The following is a 23,251-nucleotide window of genomic DNA, read 5'->3' on the forward strand; positions in this document are numbered from 1 at the left end:
TCCCATTTTGGGAAGCCTTTTCTATTTTTTATTTCTAACATAAATCAATTTATGTCTCCCCCTACCACTTTCACGCTGGTCTATCTCAAAATGATTAATTGAACTGATCATAGGTGTGAGTTTTTGAAAACCATAATTTCTTGAATCAAAGTTCGGTTGTTTTTTCTGCAGCAAATTCCCCACATCCCCCATAAATGCCCATCCATCGTCATCCTCAGAACAATCAGAAATTGTATTGGCTATCAACCTGATGACCTTGTTGGTGATTTTTTCCACTTCAGGACTTTGTTTAGCTACAGCAACCTTGTCTTCTTTCTCTTGCTGTTTCAATATTTCCAGATAGATGAATTTATCACAGGCTGCAATAAAAGGTGTGGGGGTTTTCTTCTCTCCTATACCAAAAACCTTCATATTAGCCTCTCTTAGCCTAGTGGCCAATTTAGTAAAATCACTGTCACTGGAGACCAAGCAGAAGCCATTTACCTTTTCTGTATATAAGATATCCATCGCATCGATGATCATGGCAGAGTCTGTGGCATTCTTGCCTGAAGTATAACTGTATTGCTGCATCGGCGTGATGGCATTTTCCAATAGCACCGCCTTCCACTTGGCCAACTGCGGCTGTGTCCAGTCCCCATAAATTCTCTTTATGGTAGGATTACCATATTTGGCCAATTCCTCCATCATCTCCTTGATATAAAAAGAAGGTATATTATCCGCGTCAATCAACACGGCCAAATTAAGTTCATTTTCCATTTCCAAAGTAAATTTGAATTATATTTAAAGAACAACTTTTCATTTTAAATAGCCAAACTAACTATCCACCCATTATATCAAAAGGTTACTGTCGCAATTCAATAAATCCCCTTCGTAAAACACTTTAATAAGGCAATAATGAAAGTTAGTGATTATTACAAGATGTTTAATTATTAAAGACTATGCAATAAACAAAGCAATGCCTTAACGCATCCACTTTTACCTTTCATCTTAATTAATGAATAATTCCTTTTTGAATAGACACTGCATAGCAGATACTTTCTTATTTTAGTAGCTATTATTATGACCACCCCCCAAACCACATACCATTTAACAAGGATCGCACCCACTCCAAGTGGATACCTCCATTTAGGCAATATCCTCTCATTTTTGATCACTTCTGCCCTTGCCAAAAAGTACCAAAGTAAAGTACTGTTACGCATTGATGATTTGGATCAAAGCCGAGTAAGACAAGCATATATCGAGGACATTTTTGTCTCCCTGGATTTTTTGGAAATCCCTTGGGATCTTGGCCCCAGAAACACTAAAGAATTCAATCAGGTATTTTCACAGACCAAACGCTTGAAGAGTTATGAAAAAGCCTTGCACTGGTTAAGTGAACAGCATATGCTTTTTGCTTGCGAATGCTCCAGAAAACAAATAGCCAAGATCAGTAAAAATATGGAATATCCTGGAACATGCCTAAATAAAGGAATCCCCCTAGATGCTGAAAACAATAATTGGCGACTAATCACCAATGGTCATTCCATCCACTTGAAATCACTGGAAGGAGGAATTTACAACGCTCCTTTGCCTTCCAATATGCGGCATTTTGTGGTAAGAAAAAAAACAAGTTTACCTGCCTATCAGCTTGCATCTGTAGTTGATGACATCAACTTTGGTGTGGATCTGATTGTCCGTGGACAGGACCTGCTGGATTCAAGTCTGGCCCAAACTTACCTTTCCACCTTATTGCCTACCAATAATTATTCAGATATCACTTTCTTTCATCATCGACTAATGATGCATTCTGGAAACAAAAAACTTTCTAAATCCAAAGGAGCCACTTCCATCCAAGGACTAAGAGAGATGGGTAAAAGCAAGTCTGATATTTATCATTCCTTAGGTGATTTTATGGGGTTCAAGGAGCCTATATTCAGTTTGGACGATTTTATTAATGCCTATATAGAAAAAGCCGGGTAAGTCCCGGCTTCTCCTTCTACACTAGTCATTTTAATAGTGCGCAGGCATCCCTTCCTGCGGTAAAGACTTTTGGATAAATTCCCGGATATCCTCATTGGCTTTTTCCAAATCTTTTGCTCTTAAGTACATCATATGCCCACTTCTATACCCCTTCCAAGACAACCTATCCTTTAACTTACCACTTGGGTCCATTTGCCACATCGAATACTTTGCATTGAAATAATCCGTTCCACCATCATAATAGCCAGACTGGATCATTACATGCAGGTATGGGTTCTGCGCCACTGCTGAACGAAGATTTTCACCTGTGCTATCCCTTGTCCTGTCCCATGGATGGACTGGTCCGAAAAGGAAATAATTCAAATCCGTTTTAAAATCAAGATCATTGATCATATAGTGGTTAAATGCTGGAGCAAATGCGTGGTTCCAGGCAGTTAGAGCTGGATCATGGTCAAAACTACTTCCAGCATCGGACCTATCTATCCCTTTGTATCTACTGTCCAATCGCCCCACTGTCAGACCCTGGTCACGAAGCAGCTCTTTCCAATAAAACTGGGTTGGAACAGCTAAATTATGCTCTAATAATACTTTTTCACTTAATCCTGAATAACGGGACATTTTCCTGGCCAAAGCTTCCTTTTCTGCATTGCCCAAAAAACCTCCTTTTACCATAGCTGGAATCAATTCCTGTACAGTAAATTCTTCCACTTCTGGCAGCAACTCTTCAAGATCCCTCTCTTGCAATGATGGTTCCAGTGCCTTATGGTACCAAGCAGTAGCAGCATAGTAAGGCAGATAATTGGCTGCTGCTATTGGTCCATTCCTTTCTATCCCCAAGTCTGTAGGAGAGACCAATACCACTCCATTGAAAAACATCCACTGACTGTTCTGTAACCTATTTACCAAACCAGACACCCTGGTCGTTCCATAACTTTCACCGATCAAATATTTCGGAGAGGCCCATCTATTGTTTCTGCTCACAAAGGTCCTTACCCAATCTGCCAGATAGTTCACATCCGAATTCACACCAAAAAACTGTGCACGGTCAGCTTCTTTATCCGTGATTCTTGAATATCCTGTATTTACAGGATCTATATAAACGATATCTGCCACATCCAAAATGGAGTGTGGATTATCTTTCACTCCATAAGGCTGAACAGGATTTCCTTCTTCATCTATATTCAAAAGTACCGGACCGGTATAAGCAATGTGCATCCAGATAGAAGCAGAACCTGGACCACCATTAAAGGAAATCACAAGAGGCCTTTTGGTTTTATCTTGAATATCTGAGCGTTCATAATAAGTATAGAATAGATAGGCCACTTCCTTGCCATCTTTACCCCATACAGGCTGAGTTCCAACTGTGGCTGTATAGGGTACATTTTTCCCTTTAATATTCAATTGATGTTTGGAAATTGCTGAGGAATCAGAATTTAACAACTCCTGTGCCTTAAGGCTTCCCAACATACCTAGCAATGCTAAAATGAGCGTAATTGGTCTTTTCATAAAAACTAGTTGATTAAGTTCCGAAGATAAAAATTTATCATAGTCAATTAAAAAACAATCTAGGCGATGGTCAAAAAACACTTTTAGCGGACTTGTTCTTTTTATTAATTAATCATCATTTACATTTAGTGGCATTTTTATTGTAGCAGAGCGAATTATCATAAAAACACTTCTTTTAATTAAACCAACTCAATTATTTATTATGATTAGCTTTTTTACCCTAAAACGTCAAAACAGCCTTCTTATAGCTTGCTTGGGGATGATTTTCACCCTACTGTTTTCTTCTTGTATGGACGAAACCCCCATCAAGGAAGAAAATATAAATGTCCAACATTTCCCCATCGTTCAAAACAATGAAGCCGATAACCCTACCTTATGGTTAAGGGTCCAATTTAGCGATCAAATAGCCAAGGATGAATGGACAGCGATTCCCATGGATGCCATTATTGGCTTTGACTACGAATTGGGATATAATTATGAATTAAAAATACGAAAAGAAGAAGCTTTGAACTCCACCACGGGTTTACATTTCATCAAATACACCTTTATTTCGGAAAATGAAAAGACCCCTGTTGCCGCTGGCACAACCTTTGAACTCCCCTTAAAATCCACAGATTTCAACCCTTCCAACTTGGTACTTGGCAATGAGGAAGTAGGATATAATTTACTGGGAGAAATTGATATTGAATGCAGCACTTTATGTGATGACCTGAGTCTAGACTTAGAGACCAACGCAAATGTAAATGGTGTATTCCGACATATAGACGACAACACGATTAAACTGATCCAACTCAAATAAACTACTACCACAGTTTATTTCAATTCAAAGGCTGAGAAAATATTTTCAGCCTTTTTTAATTGCTCTCTAAGGTAATGAGCTAATTCCTCTCCTTCTTCCACTATTACCTCACCAGGTAAACCCAGAATAAACCTTGCAATACCTGGTAATTCTGGTATTTCAGATTCAAAATAATATTCATTCCTTTCTCTAATAAAAGTATATGGCTTAGCATCAGCATGTTCTTCCATAAGTAATTGGTAGGCTTTCTTTGAAAGTTTAAGTTTTACATGAAACCTGTCCTTACCCGTAAAACCAAACAATCCTTGCTCTAAAGACTCATGCAAAACCCCATAAACATGTTTTTTGGAGCTTACTTTTACCTCCGTTATTCTCTCTAGCTTAAAAAGCTTCATCTCCTTACTGGCAACTTCAAATGCATACACCGATTCAAAATTGCTGGTGAATGCTACCGGTTCCACCAACCTATCACTCACCGAATCACTACTAAGAGAATAATAATCCTTCAAAACTACTTGAAATTTATTCCTAATTGCTTCCCCCAGTTCGTCCACAAAAGTCCCTAAATGGGCATTGAATAACTGACTGACCCCTTGTTGAAAATCAGAACGGTAATGGACCTTCTGTAAGATCGAATCCTTCAGAAGATTCTTTTTGCCACTTTTGTTCAACAAATCAGCCATAAAGGCCGCTTCATCATCAGAAAAAGTTCCATAAAAACTATCCTCGTGCCGGTCAATCCTGTCTACAATCTTGAACTTACCAAATTCCTTTTCTACATGGAAGCCCAATTCCTCCAATAATCTAAAATACCGGTAAATGGTCCTTTTGTCCGTCCCCAAGGATTCTGCCAAACTACTCACTGGTTTCCCTATATTCGAGCGGAGTAAGTTGATCAATTTAAAAACCCTTAGTATTTTTTGTTGTTCAACACTTTTTGTTTTAGCCATGACAAGTTAAATTTCAGAAAGCAATTTACGTCCAAGATCTGAAACCCCTAAACATGAGACACTAATTGTCAACTTTTCACCAAGTTCCCTTTCTCAAAAAACGAGAATAAATAAGATTATGGAAAAAAGTGTAAAACTCCATCAGCCTAATGCCTACCTGATTACCGGTATTCTATTGCTAATAGGCTATTGGTTTTTTGCTTATGATGGTATCACCTTCAGTGATGATGTGGCCTATATAAAATATGGTCAAAATTTCTGGTTGGGCAAGGATGTCCTGACCGGAGAGCATTTCACATTTAGATGGGGAGCCTATATATTATCTGGCTTCTTTACCTTTCTTTTTGGCTTCAATGATAGAATAGCGTCATTGTCCAGTCTGGTCTATTATATCGGGGCATTGTGCCTTTTATGGACTGTCATGCCAAAGGCTTCATCCAAATTTTGGTTGGTATTATTCTTCATCCCCAATATTTACCTGTTGCATTTCTTACCCAAAGTGTACCCTGACTCCCCACTTATATTCTGGACAGCTTTAATTCCCTATGCAGCAAATGCCAGATTTAAGCGGCCTCTAGAATCTGGCTTACTCATGGCATTGGCTTTTTTTGTGGGTTTTTGTACAAAGGAAACCATCATATATTTGGCCCCATTTCCAGCGATGCTTTTGGTATTTGATTATATAAGGGACAACAGCAAAATCTTCTATATATATTTTTTCAGTTTTATCACCTTAATGGGCATACTATACTTAGGATATTTTGAATGGAAATATGATGATGCCTTATTTAGATTCCGTAGTATTCAGGAAGGTCACTATGTGTCTGCCTATAGCTATTTTGATAAAGGATGGCTGGAAATGTTGGAGCGGCTTACCTTTGTTCCCATCACTACTTTTGTGGAGCGCACCTATTGGATATGGATCGTTTTATCGATTCCCTCCATTATCAGGGCTTTTTTGACCCAAAGAGACCTTCCAATGATATTTTCTCTCTGTACCATCAGTATGATATTGGGCTTTTGGTTGATGAGCACCAGTTTCTCCTACTACAACCCCATCCACCTCAATCCCAGACACTTGATCATTCTTATCCCCTTACTCTCTGCCAATATTGCACTGGAAAACTACAGGTGGATGGATAACTTTTTTTGGAACAAGTTCTGCTCAATATGGATTGCGTTTGGAGGATTTATCGCTTTGTCATTAATGGAATGGAATATTGCGATCTATTATTTTCTTTTTGCAGCCTGTTTGGGCCTTCTAAACCCTAAATTTAGACTGGTAGGGATGGTGTTTTTGATGATTCTTCCTGTATTTATAGCAGTTAAAAATCAGACTGATCTGAAAAATTACCCTCACTTCAAAAATGCATTTATCCAAAACTTAAACAATAGCGACCGCAATTCTCCCCTACTTACCCATCAATTTATCTGTGACAGCCAAGAGGTTATTCTTGAGAATCTATCACCTGTAAGAAGGGCAATAAGTCTGGAGGAGTTTAAAGATTATCCCAACTTGGATCCTCCTCAAAATTTCACATTGTTCATATACAAATACAGTCAGCATGCTTATCCAAAGCATGCTTCACTGCTCCAAAATGTAAGGGAATTTGCAGAGAAAAATAATTACCTTCAGACGGAAAGCCGGGAGGATCAATGGCTTAAAATCATAAGATTCGAAAAAATCAATCCATTATCACCGCAGCCTAAAGGAGAATTTGCACTCAACATTGAATAATGCCTAATCATCCTAATTTTACCACCTCCACCTAGGCCTGACACACAGTCGATTAAGGCTAACAAAAACCTTAATGCTTAAGACATTATAACCGAAATAATACAAATATTAAATCAATATTCCTTTCTTCTCAAAATTTCAGACACCACGATGGCATCTTTAAGCGATTGTGGATCCTTTAACACTCTTCTGTACCGGTTATAACTTGCCGTTTCCTCTGCCACATCCTCCACTTCATTGAGAATCTTCTTATCGGAATCTATTTCCACCTGATCATCCAGTTTGACCAACCCCTTTCCCTTATATGCATGATCTGCCTGATAGGTCCCTTCGTAATATTTAATTTCAGATGATCTCTTGGTTGGTTTATCAACTACTTCAACATTAGGATAAACGGCTTCTTCAGGTTCTTCATCAAACAATTCTTCTTGCTCGGTTTCTTCAAAATTCCTTCCTTGCTGTTCCTGGCGAATTTCTCTCAATAGTTCCTCAAAAGACACAGGCTTCCTTCTAGGCTCATCATTTGATAGCTCCTCACCCATCTCATCAAGCTCCTGACCATTCTCCTTTTTCTTTTTGGTAAGCGCATTGACTATAAAAAATATTATCGAAATGACAATATAGATCCAAGTTCCATTATCCACTGTTTCGCTGTTTTTTGGTTAAAACTAAGGTAGGAAAAATATCTCAATGTTTTTCATTTGCCTCCAGGAAGGACAGCAAATCCGATCAAATCTTCATTTCTGAATAAAATTATTCTCTACATCCGCTATGGCATCAATATATTGTACGCTTCAAAACATCCTCTCAAGGACAGCACAGATCTCTCAGAAATGATTGATTAATCCTGCCTGCCGCCAACTAGAAACAGGGAGTCTCCGACACGGACTGGACAGGCTGTGGAAATCAGATGACTAATATGAAAACGGTCCAATATTAATGAATTTAACATTTTTAACGTCCCTCCTTTAACCCGTATTTATCCCCTAGTTAACCCGTGTTTATCCCGTGTTTTAACCGTATTTCTCTTATCAGAGGCATAGGCATGTCTTAGGCTCGTCCATACCTCATTTAGATGAAGCTACAGTTTCCCATTTGCTTATTAGCCCGATCTGATTAATTTTGTTTGTCTTAATCTATTTTATTTGAGCATACATGCAGCTAACCAAGCTTGAAATCAAAGGTTTTAAAAGTTTTGGGGACAAGGTCTCCATCCATTTTGACAAGGGCATTACAGGAATCGTAGGCCCGAATGGATGTGGAAAGTCCAATGTTGTGGATGCCATCCGCTGGGTACTGGGTGAGCAAAAAACCCGGGCACTGCGCTCTGATAAAATGGAGAATGTGATTTTCAATGGTACCAAAAACAGGAAACCTACCAATCTGGCTGAGGTATCCCTGACCTTTGAAAACACCAAAAACCTGCTCCCTACAGAATACACCCATGTCACCATCACCCGTCGCTACTACCGTTCTGGTGAAAGTGAATACCTACTCAATGGCATTGCCTGTCGTCTTAAGGACATCAATAACCTCTTTATGGACACGGGTATCCAATCCAACAGTTATGCTATCATCGAACTGAAAATGATTGATGAGTTGCTCAATGACAAGAACAACTCCCGTAGGGACCTCTTTGAGGAAGCTGCCGGTATTTCCAAGTTCAAGACCCGCAAGAAGGAAACACTTAAGAAGCTAGAAGATACTGATGCAGACCTTGACAGGGTGGAAGATCTCTTATATGAGATTGAGAAAAACCTCAAATCCCTGGAAAAACAGGCCAAGCAGGCTGCCAAATACTTTGAAATCAAAAAATCATATAAAATATCAAGCATTGCCCTAGCCAAGATCAGTGTAAAAACCCATACCGACAACCTGATTGGCGCCAATGAAAGGATCAATGCAGAAAATGATCGCAAACTACAGCTCAACAACCAGATAACGACCAAGGAAGCAGAACTGGAAAAATCCAAGTCTGATCAGATCCATAAAGAAAAGCTCCTCTCCTCCAGACAAAAAACACTCAACGAGCATGTCAACAAAATCAGACAGTTTGAGAGTGAGAAAAAAATCAAAAACGAACGCCTTCGATTCTTGGAAGATCGGTCAATGAAGCTCCGAGAGCAAATCGATCAGGACCGAAAATCCAATGACCGTGCGGGCTTTAGTATCCGTTCTCTTGAACAGGAAAAGGAAGTAGCCGAAAAATTATTGGCCGAAAAAGAGCTGACAGTAGAAAACCTAAAAGCAGAATACGAAGAACAAAAATCAGCCCATGCCATTCTTCAGGAAAGGCAAAAGGTGCTCAGCAAGGATTTCTCCTCTCGCAAGGATGCTATCTACCAACTCAGCAAAGAACTTGAGATCAAGCAAATTCAGCTTTCCTCCCTAAAGCAAGAATTGGAAAAAACTGCTTCAGACGATAATAGCCAAGAAGCAAACCTTGCTGAATTTGAAGAAAAAATGCTGGTCCTTAAAGATGAATTGGATGAAAAAACCGATCGCATCACCCAACTGAAAGCCAAGGAAGAGGACCAGAATCATAAAATAGAAGAATTAAATCATACCATAGAACTGATCAGGGAAGAGGTCACTCAGTTGGGGAGAAAATTGGATGCAAAATCCAATGAATTTAACCTGACAAAATCCTTGGTCGAAAACCTGGAGGGTTTCCCTGAAGCCATCAAGTTCCTGAAAAAGAATTCAGATTGGGGCAAGGACACTCCCCTGCTTTCGGATATTCTGACCACCAGCGAAAACTATCGTGTGGCCATTGAAAATTATCTTGAAAGCTATATGAACTATTATGTGGTGGACACAGAGGCCCAGGCCATTGCCGCAGTGAACCTGTTGAGTGATGCAGCAAGAGGAAAAGCCAACTTCTTTGTCCTAGAGCATTTTGAGCGTTTCAAGCCCTCTACCAATAAACTGTTTGCCAATGCTACGGCTGCCACGGAAATCATTGAATATGATGAAAAGTATGCTAGGCTAATCAGTTATATCTTGGACGATGTCTATATTGTTCAGGGTGAGATCAAAGACATTCCAGATGATAATGACACCATTTTCATCACGGAAAGCGGAAAATTCACCAAGCGCAAATTCAGCATTTCTGGTGGTTCAGTTGGGCTCTTCGAAGGTAAGCGAATCGGCCGAGCAAAGAACCTTGAAAAATTGGAAGTTGAGATCAAAGAGCTGAATAAAAAGGTCAGTGCTGCAAGGTCCAACTTGGACAAAAAAGTCAGTGACCTGATGAAACTGAAAGAAGTTTCCTATAAGAAGGATATCGAAGACCTTCAATCTGAAATTTCTGAGGTCAACCAGCAATATATCTCCATCAAAACCAAAAAGGAGCAGTTGGCAGAGATGCTATCCACCAATGCCAATAAACGGGAAGATATCCTTGAAAAGATTGACAGCTTAAGCGAAGAAGTCAATGAAATAGGTCCAAAGCTGGAAGAAGAGAAAAATGGTTTTGACGGCATGGAGGAAGAGATCGAAATCATCAATGAGCAATTGCTCACTGAAGAGGAAAGCTTGTCCGTCCGTTCCAGCAATTACAACCAAGAAAACATCCAATACCATCAGCACTTAAATAAAGTCAATAGCCTTGAGCAGGAAATTTCCTTTAAGAAAAGTGCTTTTGAAAACAGTAAGGAAAGGATAGAGAAATCCCAATCCGAACTGAGTACAATTGATCAAGAAATCAAGGGACTTCTGGACAATAATGAAATCAAGGATGATGAATTGATCGAGTTATATACTGAGAAAGAAGCCATTGAACTCGGTGTTACTGAAGCGGAAAAAGATTACTATGCTTCCAGGGGCAATATCGATGAAATGGAAAAAGGCATCCGTGAACTTTCCAAGCAAAAAGAAGGGATAGATGCCCTTATCATGGAATTGCAAAACACCCTTAACGAGATCAAGCTTAAGCTTTCCAGTATGAAGGAGAGACTAAGTGTGGAATTTGAGATTGACCTTGACAACCTTATTCAGGAAGATCCTGAGGTCGATCCTGAATACCAGGAAAAGGATGAAGAACAAATCCGAGAAGAAGTCCAGAAGGCCAAGCAAAGATTGGAAAAAATTGGTCCAATCAACCCAATGGCCATGGAAGCCTATGATGAGATTAAGGAACGCCATACTTTCATCTCCTCGCAGAAAGAAGACTTAGAAAAAGCCAAAAACTCCTTGATGGACACCATTAAGGAAATTGACACGGTGGCTAAGGAAACTTTTTTGTCTGCATTTGATCAAATCAAAACCAACTTTGTTAAGGTTTTCCGTTCTCTGTTCACAGCAGAGGACGACTGTGACCTAAAGTTGACCAACCCAGAGTCTCCATTGGACAGTACCATTGAGATCATGGCCAAGCCAAAGGGAAAGAGGCCATTGACCATCAACCAGCTTTCGGGTGGTGAGAAGACCTTGACGGCCACTTCCCTACTCTTCTCTATTTACCTATTGAAGCCAGCACCTTTCTGTATCTTTGATGAGGTGGATGCCCCACTGGACGATGCCAACATTGATAAGTTCAACCAGATCATCCAAAAGTTCTCCAATGAGTCTCAATTTATCATTGTGACCCATAATAAGCGCACCATGGCCAGTACCGATATTATCTACGGCATTACCATGATTGAAGCAGGTGTATCCAGGGTGGTACCGGTGGATTTAAGGGAATTGGAAGATATTATCGAGGATTAGCCTTCGGTAAACTTAGAAACCAGAGAAATTTAAAGATTGAAAAAAACATAATTGTAAAATTTATTATTTGATTAGTTTCAGGTTTAATCAATATAGATTGATTCATTTTTAAAATCATCATATATGGCTAAGAGAAAAGGAAAAGCTGAGTTTGCAAAATGGTTTGGTCCCACATTAGATGCCCTTAGATCTCTAGGATATTCTGGAAAGCCAAGAGAGGTAGTTGACAAAATTGCGTCCGATTTAAGCTTAAATGAAGACTTTTTAAATCAAACTTTAGATAAATCAGGCATTAATAAATTTTATAATCAAGTTGCTTGGGCAAGACAATACCTCATTTGGGAAGGGTATTTGGATTCTTCAATTCGAGGAACATGGAAACTAACAGATAAAGGTAAAGAAGCTCATTTAACTACAAATGATGCCTACGAAATCATCAAAAAGTGGGTAAATATCAACGCAAAGGCTCGCCAGAAAAAAAATGAAAAGGAAGTACTAAAGGAACAAGAAGAAGAAGTTCCAGAAACAGTTGAGTTAAAAGCTGAAACTAATTTATTAGAGGTGCTTCAATCATTATCTCCAAGTGGGTTTGAAAATGTCTGCAAAGAACTTTTGCGAGAACATGGTTTTGAAAATGTTCTAGTTACAGGACAATCTCATGATGGTGGAATAGATGGCTATGGTGTCCTTGAACTTAACCCTTTTGTCAGTTTTAAAGTCTTGTTCCAATGTAAAAGATATAAAGGAAGTGTTTCTAGAGCACAAGTTGGAGATTTCAGAAACGCAATGATTGGTCGTGCTGAAAAAGGCATTATCATGACAACAGGGTTTTTCACAAGAGAAGCTGAAAAAGAAGCATCAAGAGATGGAGCTCCTCCAGTCGAGTTAGTAGATGGCAAAAAGCTGGTAAAAATGTTTGAAAAAGTTGAACTGGGCCTAAAACCCAAAACTATTTATGAGGTTCAACTAGGCTATTTTGAAAAATTTATGAATTGATGAAAATCATCTCTTGGAATTGCAATGGAGCTTTTAGAAAGAAATTCCATTTACTCAATGAATTGCATGCTGACATTCTAATAATTCAAGAATGCGAAAACCCAAGCTCTACAAAAGACCAAAATTATCAGAATTGGGCAACTAATTATCTTTGGATTGGAGATAATAAAAATAAGGGATTGGGAGTTTTCGCTGATCCATCCATCAAACTTGAAAAATTGAACTGGTCTAACGCGTATCAAGACCATTCTGTCAAATATTTCCTTCCCTGCTCTATTAATGACCAATTCAATCTTTTAGGAGTATGGGCCCACCACAACAACTCTCCTAACTTTGGATATAATGGTCAACTCTGGAAATATTTGGAAATAAATATCCATGCCTTCACCAATATCATAATTGGAGGGGATTTAAACAGTAATCGCATTTGGGATCAATGGGACAGATGGTGGAACCACTCTGATATTGTAAACACACTTTCATTAAAAAATATTCTTAGTGTATATCATTCTTGGCATTATGAGGAACAAGGTAAGGAATCTATCCCAACTTTCTTCCTTCAAAGAAAGACTGAAAAGCCTTATCATATTGACTACTTTTTTGCATCAAAAAACTTACTTGATTCCGTTAAACATTTTGAAATATTAACAGATGATAAATGGTTAGTTGTAAGTGATCACCGACCTTTGCTAATGAAATTAAACTAACAAAGAAAAATAATCTTTAGATTAATTACTTCAATCTGTGTTAATCACCTTCATCTGTGGTCAAAAAGAAAAGTCAATTCCCCTCTCTCCCTGCCCTCTTAGTTTTCTGCGGTTTTCTCAATAACTAGAAAAGGTCACTAAAAAACCAACAAACCCTGCTCTCTCAGTATTTCCCAAACTTCGGATTCCACCAACTCTTCAAAATCGCCGGCATTGGCTTCATAATCTTCCCAAATTTCTTTAAGCATACGCAAAGGTTGGTCATAGGAAACCCTTCCCAGTAGACTGGCCACCCATTCTGCAAATTCCTCTGGCAACTCCATGGCAAAATCTTCTTGCTTACCCGAAAAGACCAATTCGACAAAACCTTGTTCTTCCGAATCCTGCACATCTGGCTGCGCCCCTATCCAAACAATTCTATGATGCTTTTTATAAACTAATGCAGCTTCTTCGGCTATTTGCTTATGAATATAGTTTCCGGCAATTGTAGTCTCAGGAACCTTGAAATCAAACCATTCTTTCAAAGGTATATCAAAACCTACTCCATGCATATAATTGAAAAGAGACTTTCTTAGACCTTCAGAAAAGGTTCCATGATCCACCCCAACTGGATCCTCATAATCCACTTCATTATTGGCAAAAGGTGCTAAAGCCAAATCAGTCCTATAAACGCCAAAAGCCTTTGGATCCAAGCCAACTGGGCTATGGGCGGTCATAGCAAAACGGTGCCAGAAACCTGATTGCAAAACACCTTCCTCAAAAAGCTGACGCACCATTTCCAAGGAATCTATGGTTTCCTGAGCAGTTTGGCTAGGATAACCATACATCAGGTAAGCATGAACCATAATGCCTGCCTGGGTTAAATGATGAGTCACCTGTGCAACTTGCGCCACAGTTACTCCCTTTTTGATCAATCCAAGCAATCGATCGGAAGCCACTTCCAATCCTCCTGAAATGGCAATACAGCCAGAAGCCCTCAACAATCGGCAAAGATCAGCGGTAAAATTACTTTCAAAACGGATATTGGTCCACCAAACGACCACAAGACCTCTTCTCAATATCTCAAGGGCCAAATCCCGCATCAAAGCTGGTGGGGCCGCTTCATCCACAAAGTGAAAACCATTGGTTCCTGTTTGGGCCATGATTTCTTCTATCCTATCACAAAGTATCGCTGCAGTAATGGGCTCATAACGTCCAATATAATCCAATGAGATATCACAGAAAGTACATTTCCCCCAATAACAGCCATGCGCCAGGGTCAACTTATTCCATCGGCCATCACTCCATAAGCGATGCATGGGATTGGCTACCTCAATCACCGAAAGATATTCACTCAAAGGCAAGTCACTATAATCGGGAGTCCCCACATCCCGCTGAGGTACATCTTTATCTGTAGCCCCATTGATCATTTTCACCTCTCCTTCCAAGCAAACAAATGTTCGCTTCAAAGCTTCCAAAGGCAGTTTCCCGTCCAAATGTTCCAACAACAAACGAACTGGCGCTTCTCCATCATCCAAGGTAATATAATCTACATAATTGAAAATCCGAGCATCTTTCAAACTTCTCAACTCTGTATTGGGATAGCCTCCGCCCATCCACACCTTAATACTAGGATGATTGGTCTTTAAATATTGCCCACACTTCAATGCACCATAAAGATTCCCTGGAAAAGGAACTGAGAAGGCTACCGATTCGGGCTGATATGCTTCTATTTTTTCCTCCAACAAATCCAACAACATGGTATCGATCAAACTCAATGGTTCCTGCAAGGCTTCCTCCATCTCATCAAAGCTGCCAGCTGACATACCCAAGCTCTCCGCATAGCGACTAAAACCGAAATGGGGATCTATGGCCTCAGTAATCAGATCTCCTAAATCCTCCAAATACAAGGTAGCTAGGTAACGGGATTTGTCCCTTAGGCCCATTGTCCCGAAGGCCCAGTCCACATCTCCCAACTGCTCAAATCGAGCTGCCTGGGGTAAAAAATTTCCCTCGGAAATATGATAGGCCAGTGTTGGATTCTTGTCCTGCAAAAAATCAATCACTGTATCTATCGTCTGCAAATAAGCAGCCTTCATCCTCAATATTCGATTTACATTGTCTGAATATTGAAACCCCTGTTCTTCCGCTAATTCAAAAACCTGCATGAGTCCTTCTTTTGAGAACAAGGCTAAAATCACATCTAAGCCCAAATCCGCCTGGTTTGAAGCAATATCCAAAGTATTGAGGTAGCCCTTAAGGTAAGCCGTAGCTGGATAAGGAGTATTCAGTTGGGTGAATGGAGGCGTGATGAAAAGAACTTTAGTTGCCAAAATATAAGGGATTGATTTGGGGCAAAATTATAAAGAAAGGTGGAATAATTCATGATTTGTGGCAAAACCAGGTGCCAGTAAACATAACTCCAGTCATTGGAAGTCCCATAAAAAAATCATTTTCCTATAACCTTTCTTCAAAACAGCTTGTCTAAGCTCTACCTTTCCAAACATTACAAATAATTTAACTTCTGCAAAATGAAAAAGATAAAAGTCTATTAACTTTTAAGGGACTAGTATTTTTTAAAAGATGCTATCAATGGATTCACTTGATTCTAAACTTCCATGTCCGCCTACAATATCCCCTTAGGTTTGGTTCTTTTTGTTTTGTTTGTGACCTTCGAGCTTATCAACTTGAGAGAGAGCCATAAAAAAACTTTAAAACTTTCCCTAATTGGCATTTTTATAATTGGCTTAGGCAAACAAAGTCTAAAAATACCCCACATGGGGTATTTTATGGGATTACAGCATTGTTTACCTTACAATCAAATTCAAATAAACCCAAAATGTACTTGATCTTATTTGAGGTGATAAATCTTGACAATGCTTAAATTTTAGTTAAAAATCACTTTTTATTCAGATTAAAGTCAGTAAAAATTATTTTAAAACTTATGAAAAAGCCCTTTATTTTTATCCTGAGTTTATTAATTCAACATTATAGTTTTTCTCAAAACTCACCCCAGGAACCAAATAATAATTTCGCCTTTAGAATATACAAGGCGACCAAACCAGATTCCAGCAACTATTTCATTTCCCCTTACAGTCTCAATTTGGCATTAGCTATGACCATGGAAGGGGCAGGATCATCCACCAAGCAGGAATTGGAAAGTTTATTATCTATCAATAATCTTGAAAAGGAGTCCAGTGAAAACTTTGGTTTAAATGGACCATCAAATAATGAAGCTCCCAAAATTCAACCTCAGCACATCAAAAATGATGATGGCAGCAATAACAACCAGCTCATCATAGCCAACTCCTTATGGATAAAAGACAATTTTGAGATAAATGCCCAATACAAAGATAAAATTCAGACAGACTATATGGCCGATGTCTTTAGCTTTAACATGGGTAATAATACGGATCCCAACCAAAAGTTAAATGATTGGGTATCAAACAAAACCCAAAACAAAATAAAGAGATTAAATGGATTGGGGAAAGATGTCAAATTGAGCCTTTTGAATGCAATTTATTTTTTTGGACAATGGGAAAAGCCATTTGAATCCAACAATAATTCTTTGAGCCTATTTTATACCATTACAAAGGAAATGGTTAGTATGGACTTTATGTATAATCAGTCCAATTACCAGTATTATGAAGATCCAGAACTTCAGGCTGTTCATATTCCTTATCAATCCAATCAATACTCTATGATGGTACTTTTACCAAAGAGACATAAAAGCCTCTTGGAATTGGAGGAAAAGATCAACCTGGATTACCTTTCAAAAATAGACAGACTAAGTGCTGAAGAAGAGATTAAGTTGACCCTTCCAAAAATGAAGATTGAATCCGAGATCAATCCGATCAAGGACATTAAAAAGATGGGTTATTCTTTAATGTTTTCTAATAAAGCAGATTTCAGCGGTATTTCAAGCAAAGATTCTTTGAAAATAGGTGAAATCATCCATAAGACCACCTTTGAAACCAATGAAATCAAAAGTGAGGCTACAGCTGCTTCTTTAAATAAAATAGTGATAGTTGGCAACAGTGCAGTATTATCACAGCCCAAAAAGACGATAAAGCAATTCCATGCCAGTCGCCCTTTTATATTTTTTATAACTGACAATAAAACAGGCTCAATAATTTTTACTGGAAGGTTTGTAAGATGATAAGTTTCAACTTTGTATAAATTATACTCAACATAGGAAGATTTAAAATCCTCCTAAATATCAGTAAAAAAGAAAGGTGGAACTCAAGCCCCACCTTTCTAATATTCAACACTAAATCACAAAATTTAAACTAATCACAATTTCCATCAATATCACAGGCGCTGCCTGTTTCAGTTCCTTCTACAGATTTTAAGGGAGCTCTCTCCCCTTCGTATGCTTTCCAAGCTGTATCCAAAGCTTGACTAAAAGTCTCTTTAGGCTGGGCCCCAGAAACACCGTACTTCTGGTCCAGTACAAAAAAAGGAACACCTCTCACCCCTAATTGTTGAGATTCATAGATATCATGGTTGACAGCTGCGTCATAATCAGCGGACGGTATGGCAGCCTCCGCTTTTTCCGCTTCCAATCCAACCTCCTTAGCTAAATGGATCAAAGTTGCCTCATCATCCATATTGGCACCTTCTGTAAAATAGGCATGAAATAACCTTTCCTTTAAAGCGTCTCCCTTACCATTGATCTTGGCAAACTGTAGAAGACGGTGCGCTTTCCTTGCATTGGCCACAACCACTTTACTGAAATCATAATCCAAACCTTCTTCCTTAGCCATAGCTGCTACCTGCTCTCCTGCCTCTTCAGCCTGTTCCAAACTCCAGCCTTTGGTTTCTGCCAAATACTGAGCAATGCTTTTATCAGGTTCTGTTTTCATTTCAGGATTCAATAAAAAACTCTTCCACTCCACTTGCACCTTATCTTTATGAGGAAACTCCTCCAATGCTTCTTCTAACCTTCTTTTTCCAATGTAGCAAAAAGGACACATGATGTCCGACCAGATTTCTATCTTCATAGTTATTTTTGATTATCTTATGATTAAATCAATTTTGTAGCATTTGAGTTCAAAAAATATATGAAAACTAGAGAATGTCCTTCCTGTGCGATGGAGGTAGATGCCAAAGCTAAAGAATGTCCCATTTGCAAATATGAGTTCCCAAAGCGTAGCCCGCTCTTTCAATGGGCCGCTATTCTCTTGGCTATTCTTTTTATTCTCATGTATCTGTTGTAAAAAAAAGTTCTGTATATCCGCATGGTGTAATAAAGGAAAAAAAACCCCTAAATGGCTTTAAAAACAAAAGCCTGACTATAAAGTGTAAAAGGTGGCCAAATAATAAAACCACCTTTATCCTGACTAAACCATCTCCAAATGCTGCTCCAATGATTCCAAAACAGCATCAGCTACCAAATGATAAAAAGGTACTGGATCATTATTCACCTGTACTGCTTCCAAAGCCCGATAATAACCCATCCTAGATGCATTATCCCCTTTTAGATTGGCAATGGTGTATCCATTACTGACCAAGATCAAATTCATGATCAACCGACTGCTCCTTCCATTTCCATCCACAAAAGGATGAATGCTCACCAGGCGTTCATGAAGCTCCGCAGCCAAAAGCACTGGATGCAATAGCTTTTTTTGATTTTGGTAATGCAAGAAATAATCTTCCATCATCTTATTGATCAGATAAGGCTGGGGCGGAATATGCTTACTCCCACTGATTCGCACAGGCACTGTACGGAATTTACCCGCATTATCCTTATCAATCCCTTTTAAAATCAAATAATGAAGATCCAGCAAACTTCTCTTATAAAGGTCCACCTTGTCCACCACCAGCTGCTCCAAATAATCCACCGCTTCCGCATGGTTGATAGCTTCCAAATGCTCCCTCATCGACTTACCACCAATGGTAATTCCTTCATTTACTACCAAATGGGTCTCTTGTAAGGTCAAGGTATTCCCTTCAATTCTATTACTTTCAAAGGTATAAGCCACATTAAAGTACTCTTTCATCTTTTGCAGCTGAACTGCTCCCAATGGCCTTTTATTATTCCATTTTTCCTTGAGCAAATCTATCTTCTCCAACTTGGACAAAACCTCCTCAGGAATCTTTTGAAGGACAAGAGACTGCTTTCCAGCAAGGTACTCTACCCTACTTTCTGCCAAAGCCAATATTTCAGCTGAATCAACTTCATACTGCACCAAATTCAACACTTTCTCCACCAACCATCTCTTTTTCAAATCGCTATAGACCAAGCCATAGACCTCTGACAAACTCATCAAGTTTCTTTCTGATGGCAATCTTTTCCCTCGTTCAAATTTACTGATCAATCCCGCATCTATCCCTGTCAAACTCACCGCTTCCTTCAAGGTAAGCGCAAGATTTTCCCTGCTTTCCAATAAAATAGTCGCTAAAGTTTTCATTTGACATTTTTACTTTTGACAAATTTAGTCAATTTTTAATGGTTTTGAAACTTTATACAGCATTTAATAATCAAACACTTATCTGAATAACTTCTCTTATCTATCAAATGTTAGAACGTAATAAAATTAAAGGAATGAAACGCTACCCTAAAGAACCACAGCGGAAACATATCTTTACATTTTATCCCAAATCACTTTACATAAAAAGCCGTCAATAGCGCCCATCTCACCAAAGAATCATCTGTAAAGTACCATAAAGCATCAAAATATAATTATTTGATAATGATGGTATTCAAGCCAAAGCTTTGACATAAGTATTGTTTGATAAAATTTCTATCAAAATATTTTGTTTATTTCATCATTAATTCGAACATTTGTACCGCATTAGAACAATGAGTCACTTAATTAACATAGCAGCGCACAACAATTCAATGGATATCCTTTCCATTAAGAGTATTGCTATGCCAATTTTTTCAATAAGGAAAGACTTTAGGAGCCTGTTTAGGGCTTAGTCCCTGCTAATATTATGGATATCTCACGCGGATGTCTTACTACCCCAATCAAATTTATTTTCATTAGTACTTACAGGAGTCAATCAGTTGGCATAACGATGTCGGGATATAGAGCCAATCAAGACTCCCTCGATAAATACCAAACATGACAAAAAGTCAATTTATCATTCAGCCTGCCGCAGAGCAGCATTGTAAATATGCCCAAGAAATTGTGGATGAAATGGCTACTTCCGCCCAAGCCAGAGGAACTGGTATTGCCAAACGTTCCCCTGAGTACATCAAGCAAAAGATGATGGAAGGCAAAGCCGTCATCGCCTTATCCAAAACTGGAGAATGGGCAGGTTTCTGCTATATTGAAGCATGGAGCCATGGGAGATTTGTAGCCAATTCAGGACTGATCGTTTCCCCCAATTTTAGAAAATCCGGCCTTGCCAGAGAAATAAAAAAAGCAGTTTTCAAACTAAGCAGAAGCAAGTATCCAAATGCTAAAATCTTTGGTTTGACAACTGGTGCAGCTGTAATGAAAATCAACTCTGAACTGGGCTATGTACCGGTGAGTTATTCAGACCTTACAGATGATGAGGAATTCTGGAAAGGGTGTCAAAGCTGTGTCAACTATGAAATCCTAAAAAGCAAAAATCGCAGCAACTGTCTTTGCACGGCAATGCTTTATGTTCCTAAGGACCAAAAGAAAAAAGAAGTGGCCATGCGTAAGGATTTTGACAAAAACCTTAGCCTTTTTGAGCGCTTGGTGCGCATGAAGCGTGCTGTCTTCACAGGAATAAAAAAAAAGACGAATAAAACATTAGAAATTATATAAAATGAAAAAAGTAATTTTAGCATATAGCGGTGGTTTGGACACCACTTTTTGCGCCATCCACCTATCCCAAGAAAAAGGCTATGAAGTTCATGCCGTATTGGTAAATACTGGCGGATTCAGCGAGGAAGAGTTAAAAGCCACCGAAGAAAGAGCAGATAAATTGGGAATTGCGTCGTTTGAGGTATTGGATGTTACCCAAACCTACTATAATGAGGTGATTAAGTACCTGGTATTTGGCAATGTTCTGAAAAACCAAACTTACCCACTTTCTGTCAGTGCTGAAAGGATCCTTCAAGCCAAGGCCCTTGCGGAATATGCTAAAAAAATCGGAGCAAAAGCTGTAGCTCATGGAAGCACAGGAGCCGGAAATGATCAGGTCCGTTTTGATATGATCTTTCAAACCATCCTTCCTGAAGCCGAAATCATTACCCCGATCCGTGATTTGAAATTGAGCCGTGAAGCTGAGATCGAATATTTGAAAAAGCACGGCGTGGAAATGAATTTCGAAAAAGCAGCCTATTCCATCAATAAAGGTATTTGGGGAACTTCTGTGGGAGGTAAGGAAACCCTTACTTCTGGTGATACTTTGCCTGAAGAAGCCTACCCTACTCAGTTGACAAAAACTGAACCTAAAACAATTACCTTGCAATTTGAGGCTGGTGAATTAAAAGGGGTCAACGGAGAAAAATTTGACAATCCAGTAGATGCTATCCTTAAAGTTCAGGAATTGGCTGATCCCTATGCCATTGGCCGAGACATTCACGTAGGAGACACCATCATTGGTATCAAAGGCCGTGTTGGTTTTGAGGCTGCCGCACCTTTGATCATCATTAAGGGGCACCAATTATTGGAAAAACACACTCTGACCAAATGGCAAACATTCTGGAAAAATCAAATGGCAGAATTCTACGGAAACCACCTTCACGAAGGACATTATTTAGATCCAGTGATGAGAAACTTAGAAGCTTTCCTTCAGGATACTCAAACATTCGTTACGGGTACTGTAAAGGTTGCCCTTAAACCATATCAGTTCCAATTGATTGGAATTGAGTCAGAGCATGATTTGATGTCAGCCAAATTTGGTAGTTATGGTGAAATGAACAAAGGATATACCGCTGAAGATGTTAAAGGATTCACCAAAATACTTGGTAACCAAACAGCAATTTTCCATAAAGTGAACCAAACCTTAGAAAATGACTAAAATCAAAACTGCCATTATTGGCGCTGCAGGATATACCGGAGGGGAATTACTAAGAATTTTGGTCAACCACCCTAACTGTGAACTGGTTTATATCCACAGCAACAGCCAAAAGGGCAAAAAAATAGATGAAGTACACCCAGATCTGATCGGTGACTCCGATTTGATCTTCACGGATGAAGTAAAAACTGAAGGTTTGGACGCCGTTTTCTTGGGATTGCCCCATGGACAGGCCAAATCCTTTTTGGAACAGAACAAATTCGATGAAACCACTGTCATCATTGACTTGAGTACTGATTTCAGAGATGAGTCCAATGGTTTCCTATATGGACTTCCTGAGATCAATTCCGCAAAAAACAAGGACACCAAGCGCATTGCCAACCCGGGCTGCTTTGCCACAGGAATCCAACTGGCCTTGGTACCTGCCATTGCTGCTGGATTGGCCAAAAATGATATTCATATTACCGGTATAACGGGCAGTACTGGTGCAGGTAAAAAGTTGAGTGAAACCACTCACTTTAGTCAGCGTAACCAGAATGTTTCAGTTTATAAGCTTTTCACCCATCAGCACCTAAAAGAAATCAAACAGACTTTTGGGCAGCTTCAGGAAGGCTTTGACCAAAACCTGCTTTTTGTTCCCTACAGGGGTAATTTCTCGCGAGGAATCTGGATAACGGCTTATTTTCCTTACGAAGGAACCATAGAAGATGCCTATAAAGTTTACAAGGACTTTTATGCAGATGCCCCTTTTACCCACGTTTCAGATAAAGATATTGACTTGAAACAGGTGGTGAGCACCAATAAGTGCATTGTTCACTTGAAAAAAGAGGAAGGACAATTGGTGGTCTATTCCGCCATTGACAACCTTTTGAAAGGAGCTTCAGGACAAGCCGTCCAAAACTACAACTTGGCCTTTGGCTTGGATGAAAAAACAGGTTTAAAACTCAAAAGCGTAGCTTTCTAA

General features: G+C 39.1%; 17 protein-coding genes. 10 read left to right on the forward strand and 7 right to left on the reverse strand.

Annotated elements, in window-relative coordinates:
* Positions 1 to 21: 21 nt before the first annotated feature.
* Entirely contained in the window at positions 22 to 756 is a 735-nt protein-coding gene (locus tag KZP23_RS20625; RefSeq protein WP_226333707.1) for an NYN domain-containing protein, read from the reverse strand.
* Between the two features lie 303 nt (positions 757 to 1,059).
* Here KZP23_RS20625 and KZP23_RS20630 point away from each other — a divergent pair, with 303 nt between their 5' ends.
* Entirely contained in the window at positions 1,060 to 1,959 is a 900-nt protein-coding gene (locus KZP23_RS20630; RefSeq protein WP_226333708.1) for a glutamate--tRNA ligase family protein, read from the forward strand.
* Between the two features lie 30 nt (positions 1,960 to 1,989).
* Here the strand turns inward: KZP23_RS20630 and KZP23_RS20635 are convergent, their stop codons facing one another.
* Positions 1,990 to 3,465, reverse strand: coding sequence for a S10 family peptidase (locus tag KZP23_RS20635; protein ID WP_226333709.1), 1,476 nt, complete (start codon positions 3,463 to 3,465; stop codon positions 1,990 to 1,992).
* Positions 3,466 to 3,724: 259 nt separating this feature from the next.
* Here KZP23_RS20635 and KZP23_RS20640 point away from each other — a divergent pair, with 259 nt between their 5' ends.
* Positions 3,725 to 4,264, forward strand: coding sequence for a DUF4377 domain-containing protein (locus tag KZP23_RS20640; protein ID WP_226333710.1), 540 nt, complete (start codon positions 3,725 to 3,727; stop codon positions 4,262 to 4,264).
* A 14-nt stretch (positions 4,265 to 4,278) separates the two neighbouring features.
* On the opposite strand, the gene KZP23_RS20645 is transcribed toward KZP23_RS20640, so the two are convergent.
* Positions 4,279 to 5,214, reverse strand: a complete 936-nt coding sequence (locus KZP23_RS20645) for a helix-turn-helix transcriptional regulator (protein ID WP_226333711.1) — start codon at positions 5,212 to 5,214, stop codon at positions 4,279 to 4,281.
* Between the two features lie 118 nt (positions 5,215 to 5,332).
* Here KZP23_RS20645 and KZP23_RS20650 point away from each other — a divergent pair, with 118 nt between their 5' ends.
* A complete protein-coding gene (locus tag KZP23_RS20650; RefSeq protein WP_226333712.1) occupies positions 5,333 to 6,952 on the forward strand; it encodes an ArnT family glycosyltransferase in 1,620 nt (539 codons plus the stop codon).
* Between the two features lie 113 nt (positions 6,953 to 7,065).
* On the opposite strand, the gene KZP23_RS20655 is transcribed toward KZP23_RS20650, so the two are convergent.
* Complete coding sequence (locus KZP23_RS20655) at positions 7,066 to 7,596, reverse strand: hypothetical protein (protein WP_226333713.1); 531 nt, start codon at positions 7,594 to 7,596, stop codon at positions 7,066 to 7,068.
* A gap of 511 nt (positions 7,597 to 8,107) precedes the next feature.
* On the opposite strand from KZP23_RS20655, the gene smc reads away from it, so the two are divergent.
* The 3 genes from smc (at position 8,108) to KZP23_RS20670 (ending at position 13,365) form a co-directional block, all read left to right on the forward strand.
* Complete coding sequence (gene smc / locus KZP23_RS20660) at positions 8,108 to 11,662, forward strand: chromosome segregation protein SMC (RefSeq protein ID WP_226333714.1); 3,555 nt, start codon at positions 8,108 to 8,110, stop codon at positions 11,660 to 11,662.
* 123 nt (positions 11,663 to 11,785) lie between these two features.
* On the forward strand, positions 11,786 to 12,658 hold the full coding sequence (locus KZP23_RS20665; RefSeq protein WP_226333715.1) for a restriction endonuclease: 873 nt from the start codon (positions 11,786 to 11,788) through the stop codon (positions 12,656 to 12,658).
* The gene (locus KZP23_RS20670) at positions 12,658 to 13,365 is read left to right on the forward strand and encodes an endonuclease/exonuclease/phosphatase family protein (RefSeq protein ID WP_226333716.1); all 708 of its coding nucleotides are present in this window, start codon (positions 12,658 to 12,660) and stop codon (positions 13,363 to 13,365) included. Before KZP23_RS20665 ends, KZP23_RS20670 begins: the two co-directional genes overlap by 1 nt.
* A 137-nt stretch (positions 13,366 to 13,502) precedes the next feature.
* On the opposite strand, the gene KZP23_RS20675 is transcribed toward KZP23_RS20670, so the two are convergent.
* Positions 13,503 to 15,677, reverse strand: coding sequence for a B12-binding domain-containing radical SAM protein (locus KZP23_RS20675; RefSeq protein ID WP_226333717.1), 2,175 nt, complete (start codon positions 15,675 to 15,677; stop codon positions 13,503 to 13,505).
* Between the two features lie 611 nt (positions 15,678 to 16,288).
* Here KZP23_RS20675 and KZP23_RS20680 point away from each other — a divergent pair.
* Positions 16,289 to 17,503, forward strand: a complete 1,215-nt coding sequence (locus KZP23_RS20680) for a serpin family protein (RefSeq protein ID WP_226333718.1) — start codon at positions 16,289 to 16,291, stop codon at positions 17,501 to 17,503.
* A gap of 130 nt (positions 17,504 to 17,633) precedes the next feature.
* Here KZP23_RS20680 and KZP23_RS20685 read toward each other — a convergent pair whose 3' ends face one another.
* Together KZP23_RS20685 and KZP23_RS20690 are read right to left on the reverse strand one after the other, a co-directional pair.
* The gene (locus tag KZP23_RS20685; protein ID WP_226333719.1) at positions 17,634 to 18,347 is read right to left on the reverse strand and encodes a DsbA family oxidoreductase; all 714 of its coding nucleotides are present in this window, start codon (positions 18,345 to 18,347) and stop codon (positions 17,634 to 17,636) included.
* Positions 18,348 to 18,686: 339 nt separating this feature from the next.
* Positions 18,687 to 19,757, reverse strand: coding sequence for a Fic family protein (locus KZP23_RS20690; protein WP_226333720.1), 1,071 nt, complete (start codon positions 19,755 to 19,757; stop codon positions 18,687 to 18,689).
* Between the two features lie 657 nt (positions 19,758 to 20,414).
* On the opposite strand from KZP23_RS20690, the gene KZP23_RS20695 reads away from it, so the two are divergent.
* Genes KZP23_RS20695 through argC form a run of 3 tightly spaced genes read left to right on the forward strand, consistent with a single transcriptional unit; the run spans position 20,415 to position 23,251 of the window.
* Entirely contained in the window at positions 20,415 to 21,089 is a 675-nt protein-coding gene (locus KZP23_RS20695; protein WP_226333721.1) for a GNAT family N-acetyltransferase, read from the forward strand.
* A gap of 1 nt (position 21,090) precedes the next feature.
* On the forward strand, positions 21,091 to 22,290 hold the full coding sequence (gene argG / locus KZP23_RS20700; protein WP_226333722.1) for an argininosuccinate synthase: 1,200 nt from the start codon (positions 21,091 to 21,093) through the stop codon (positions 22,288 to 22,290).
* Complete coding sequence (gene argC, locus KZP23_RS20705) at positions 22,283 to 23,251, forward strand: N-acetyl-gamma-glutamyl-phosphate reductase (protein ID WP_226333723.1); 969 nt, start codon at positions 22,283 to 22,285, stop codon at positions 23,249 to 23,251. Before argG ends, argC begins: the two co-directional genes overlap by 8 nt.

Source organism: Echinicola marina, assembly GCF_020463795.1.
In the GTDB taxonomy this organism is placed as follows: Bacteria; Bacteroidota; Bacteroidia; order Cytophagales; family Cyclobacteriaceae; genus Echinicola; species Echinicola marina.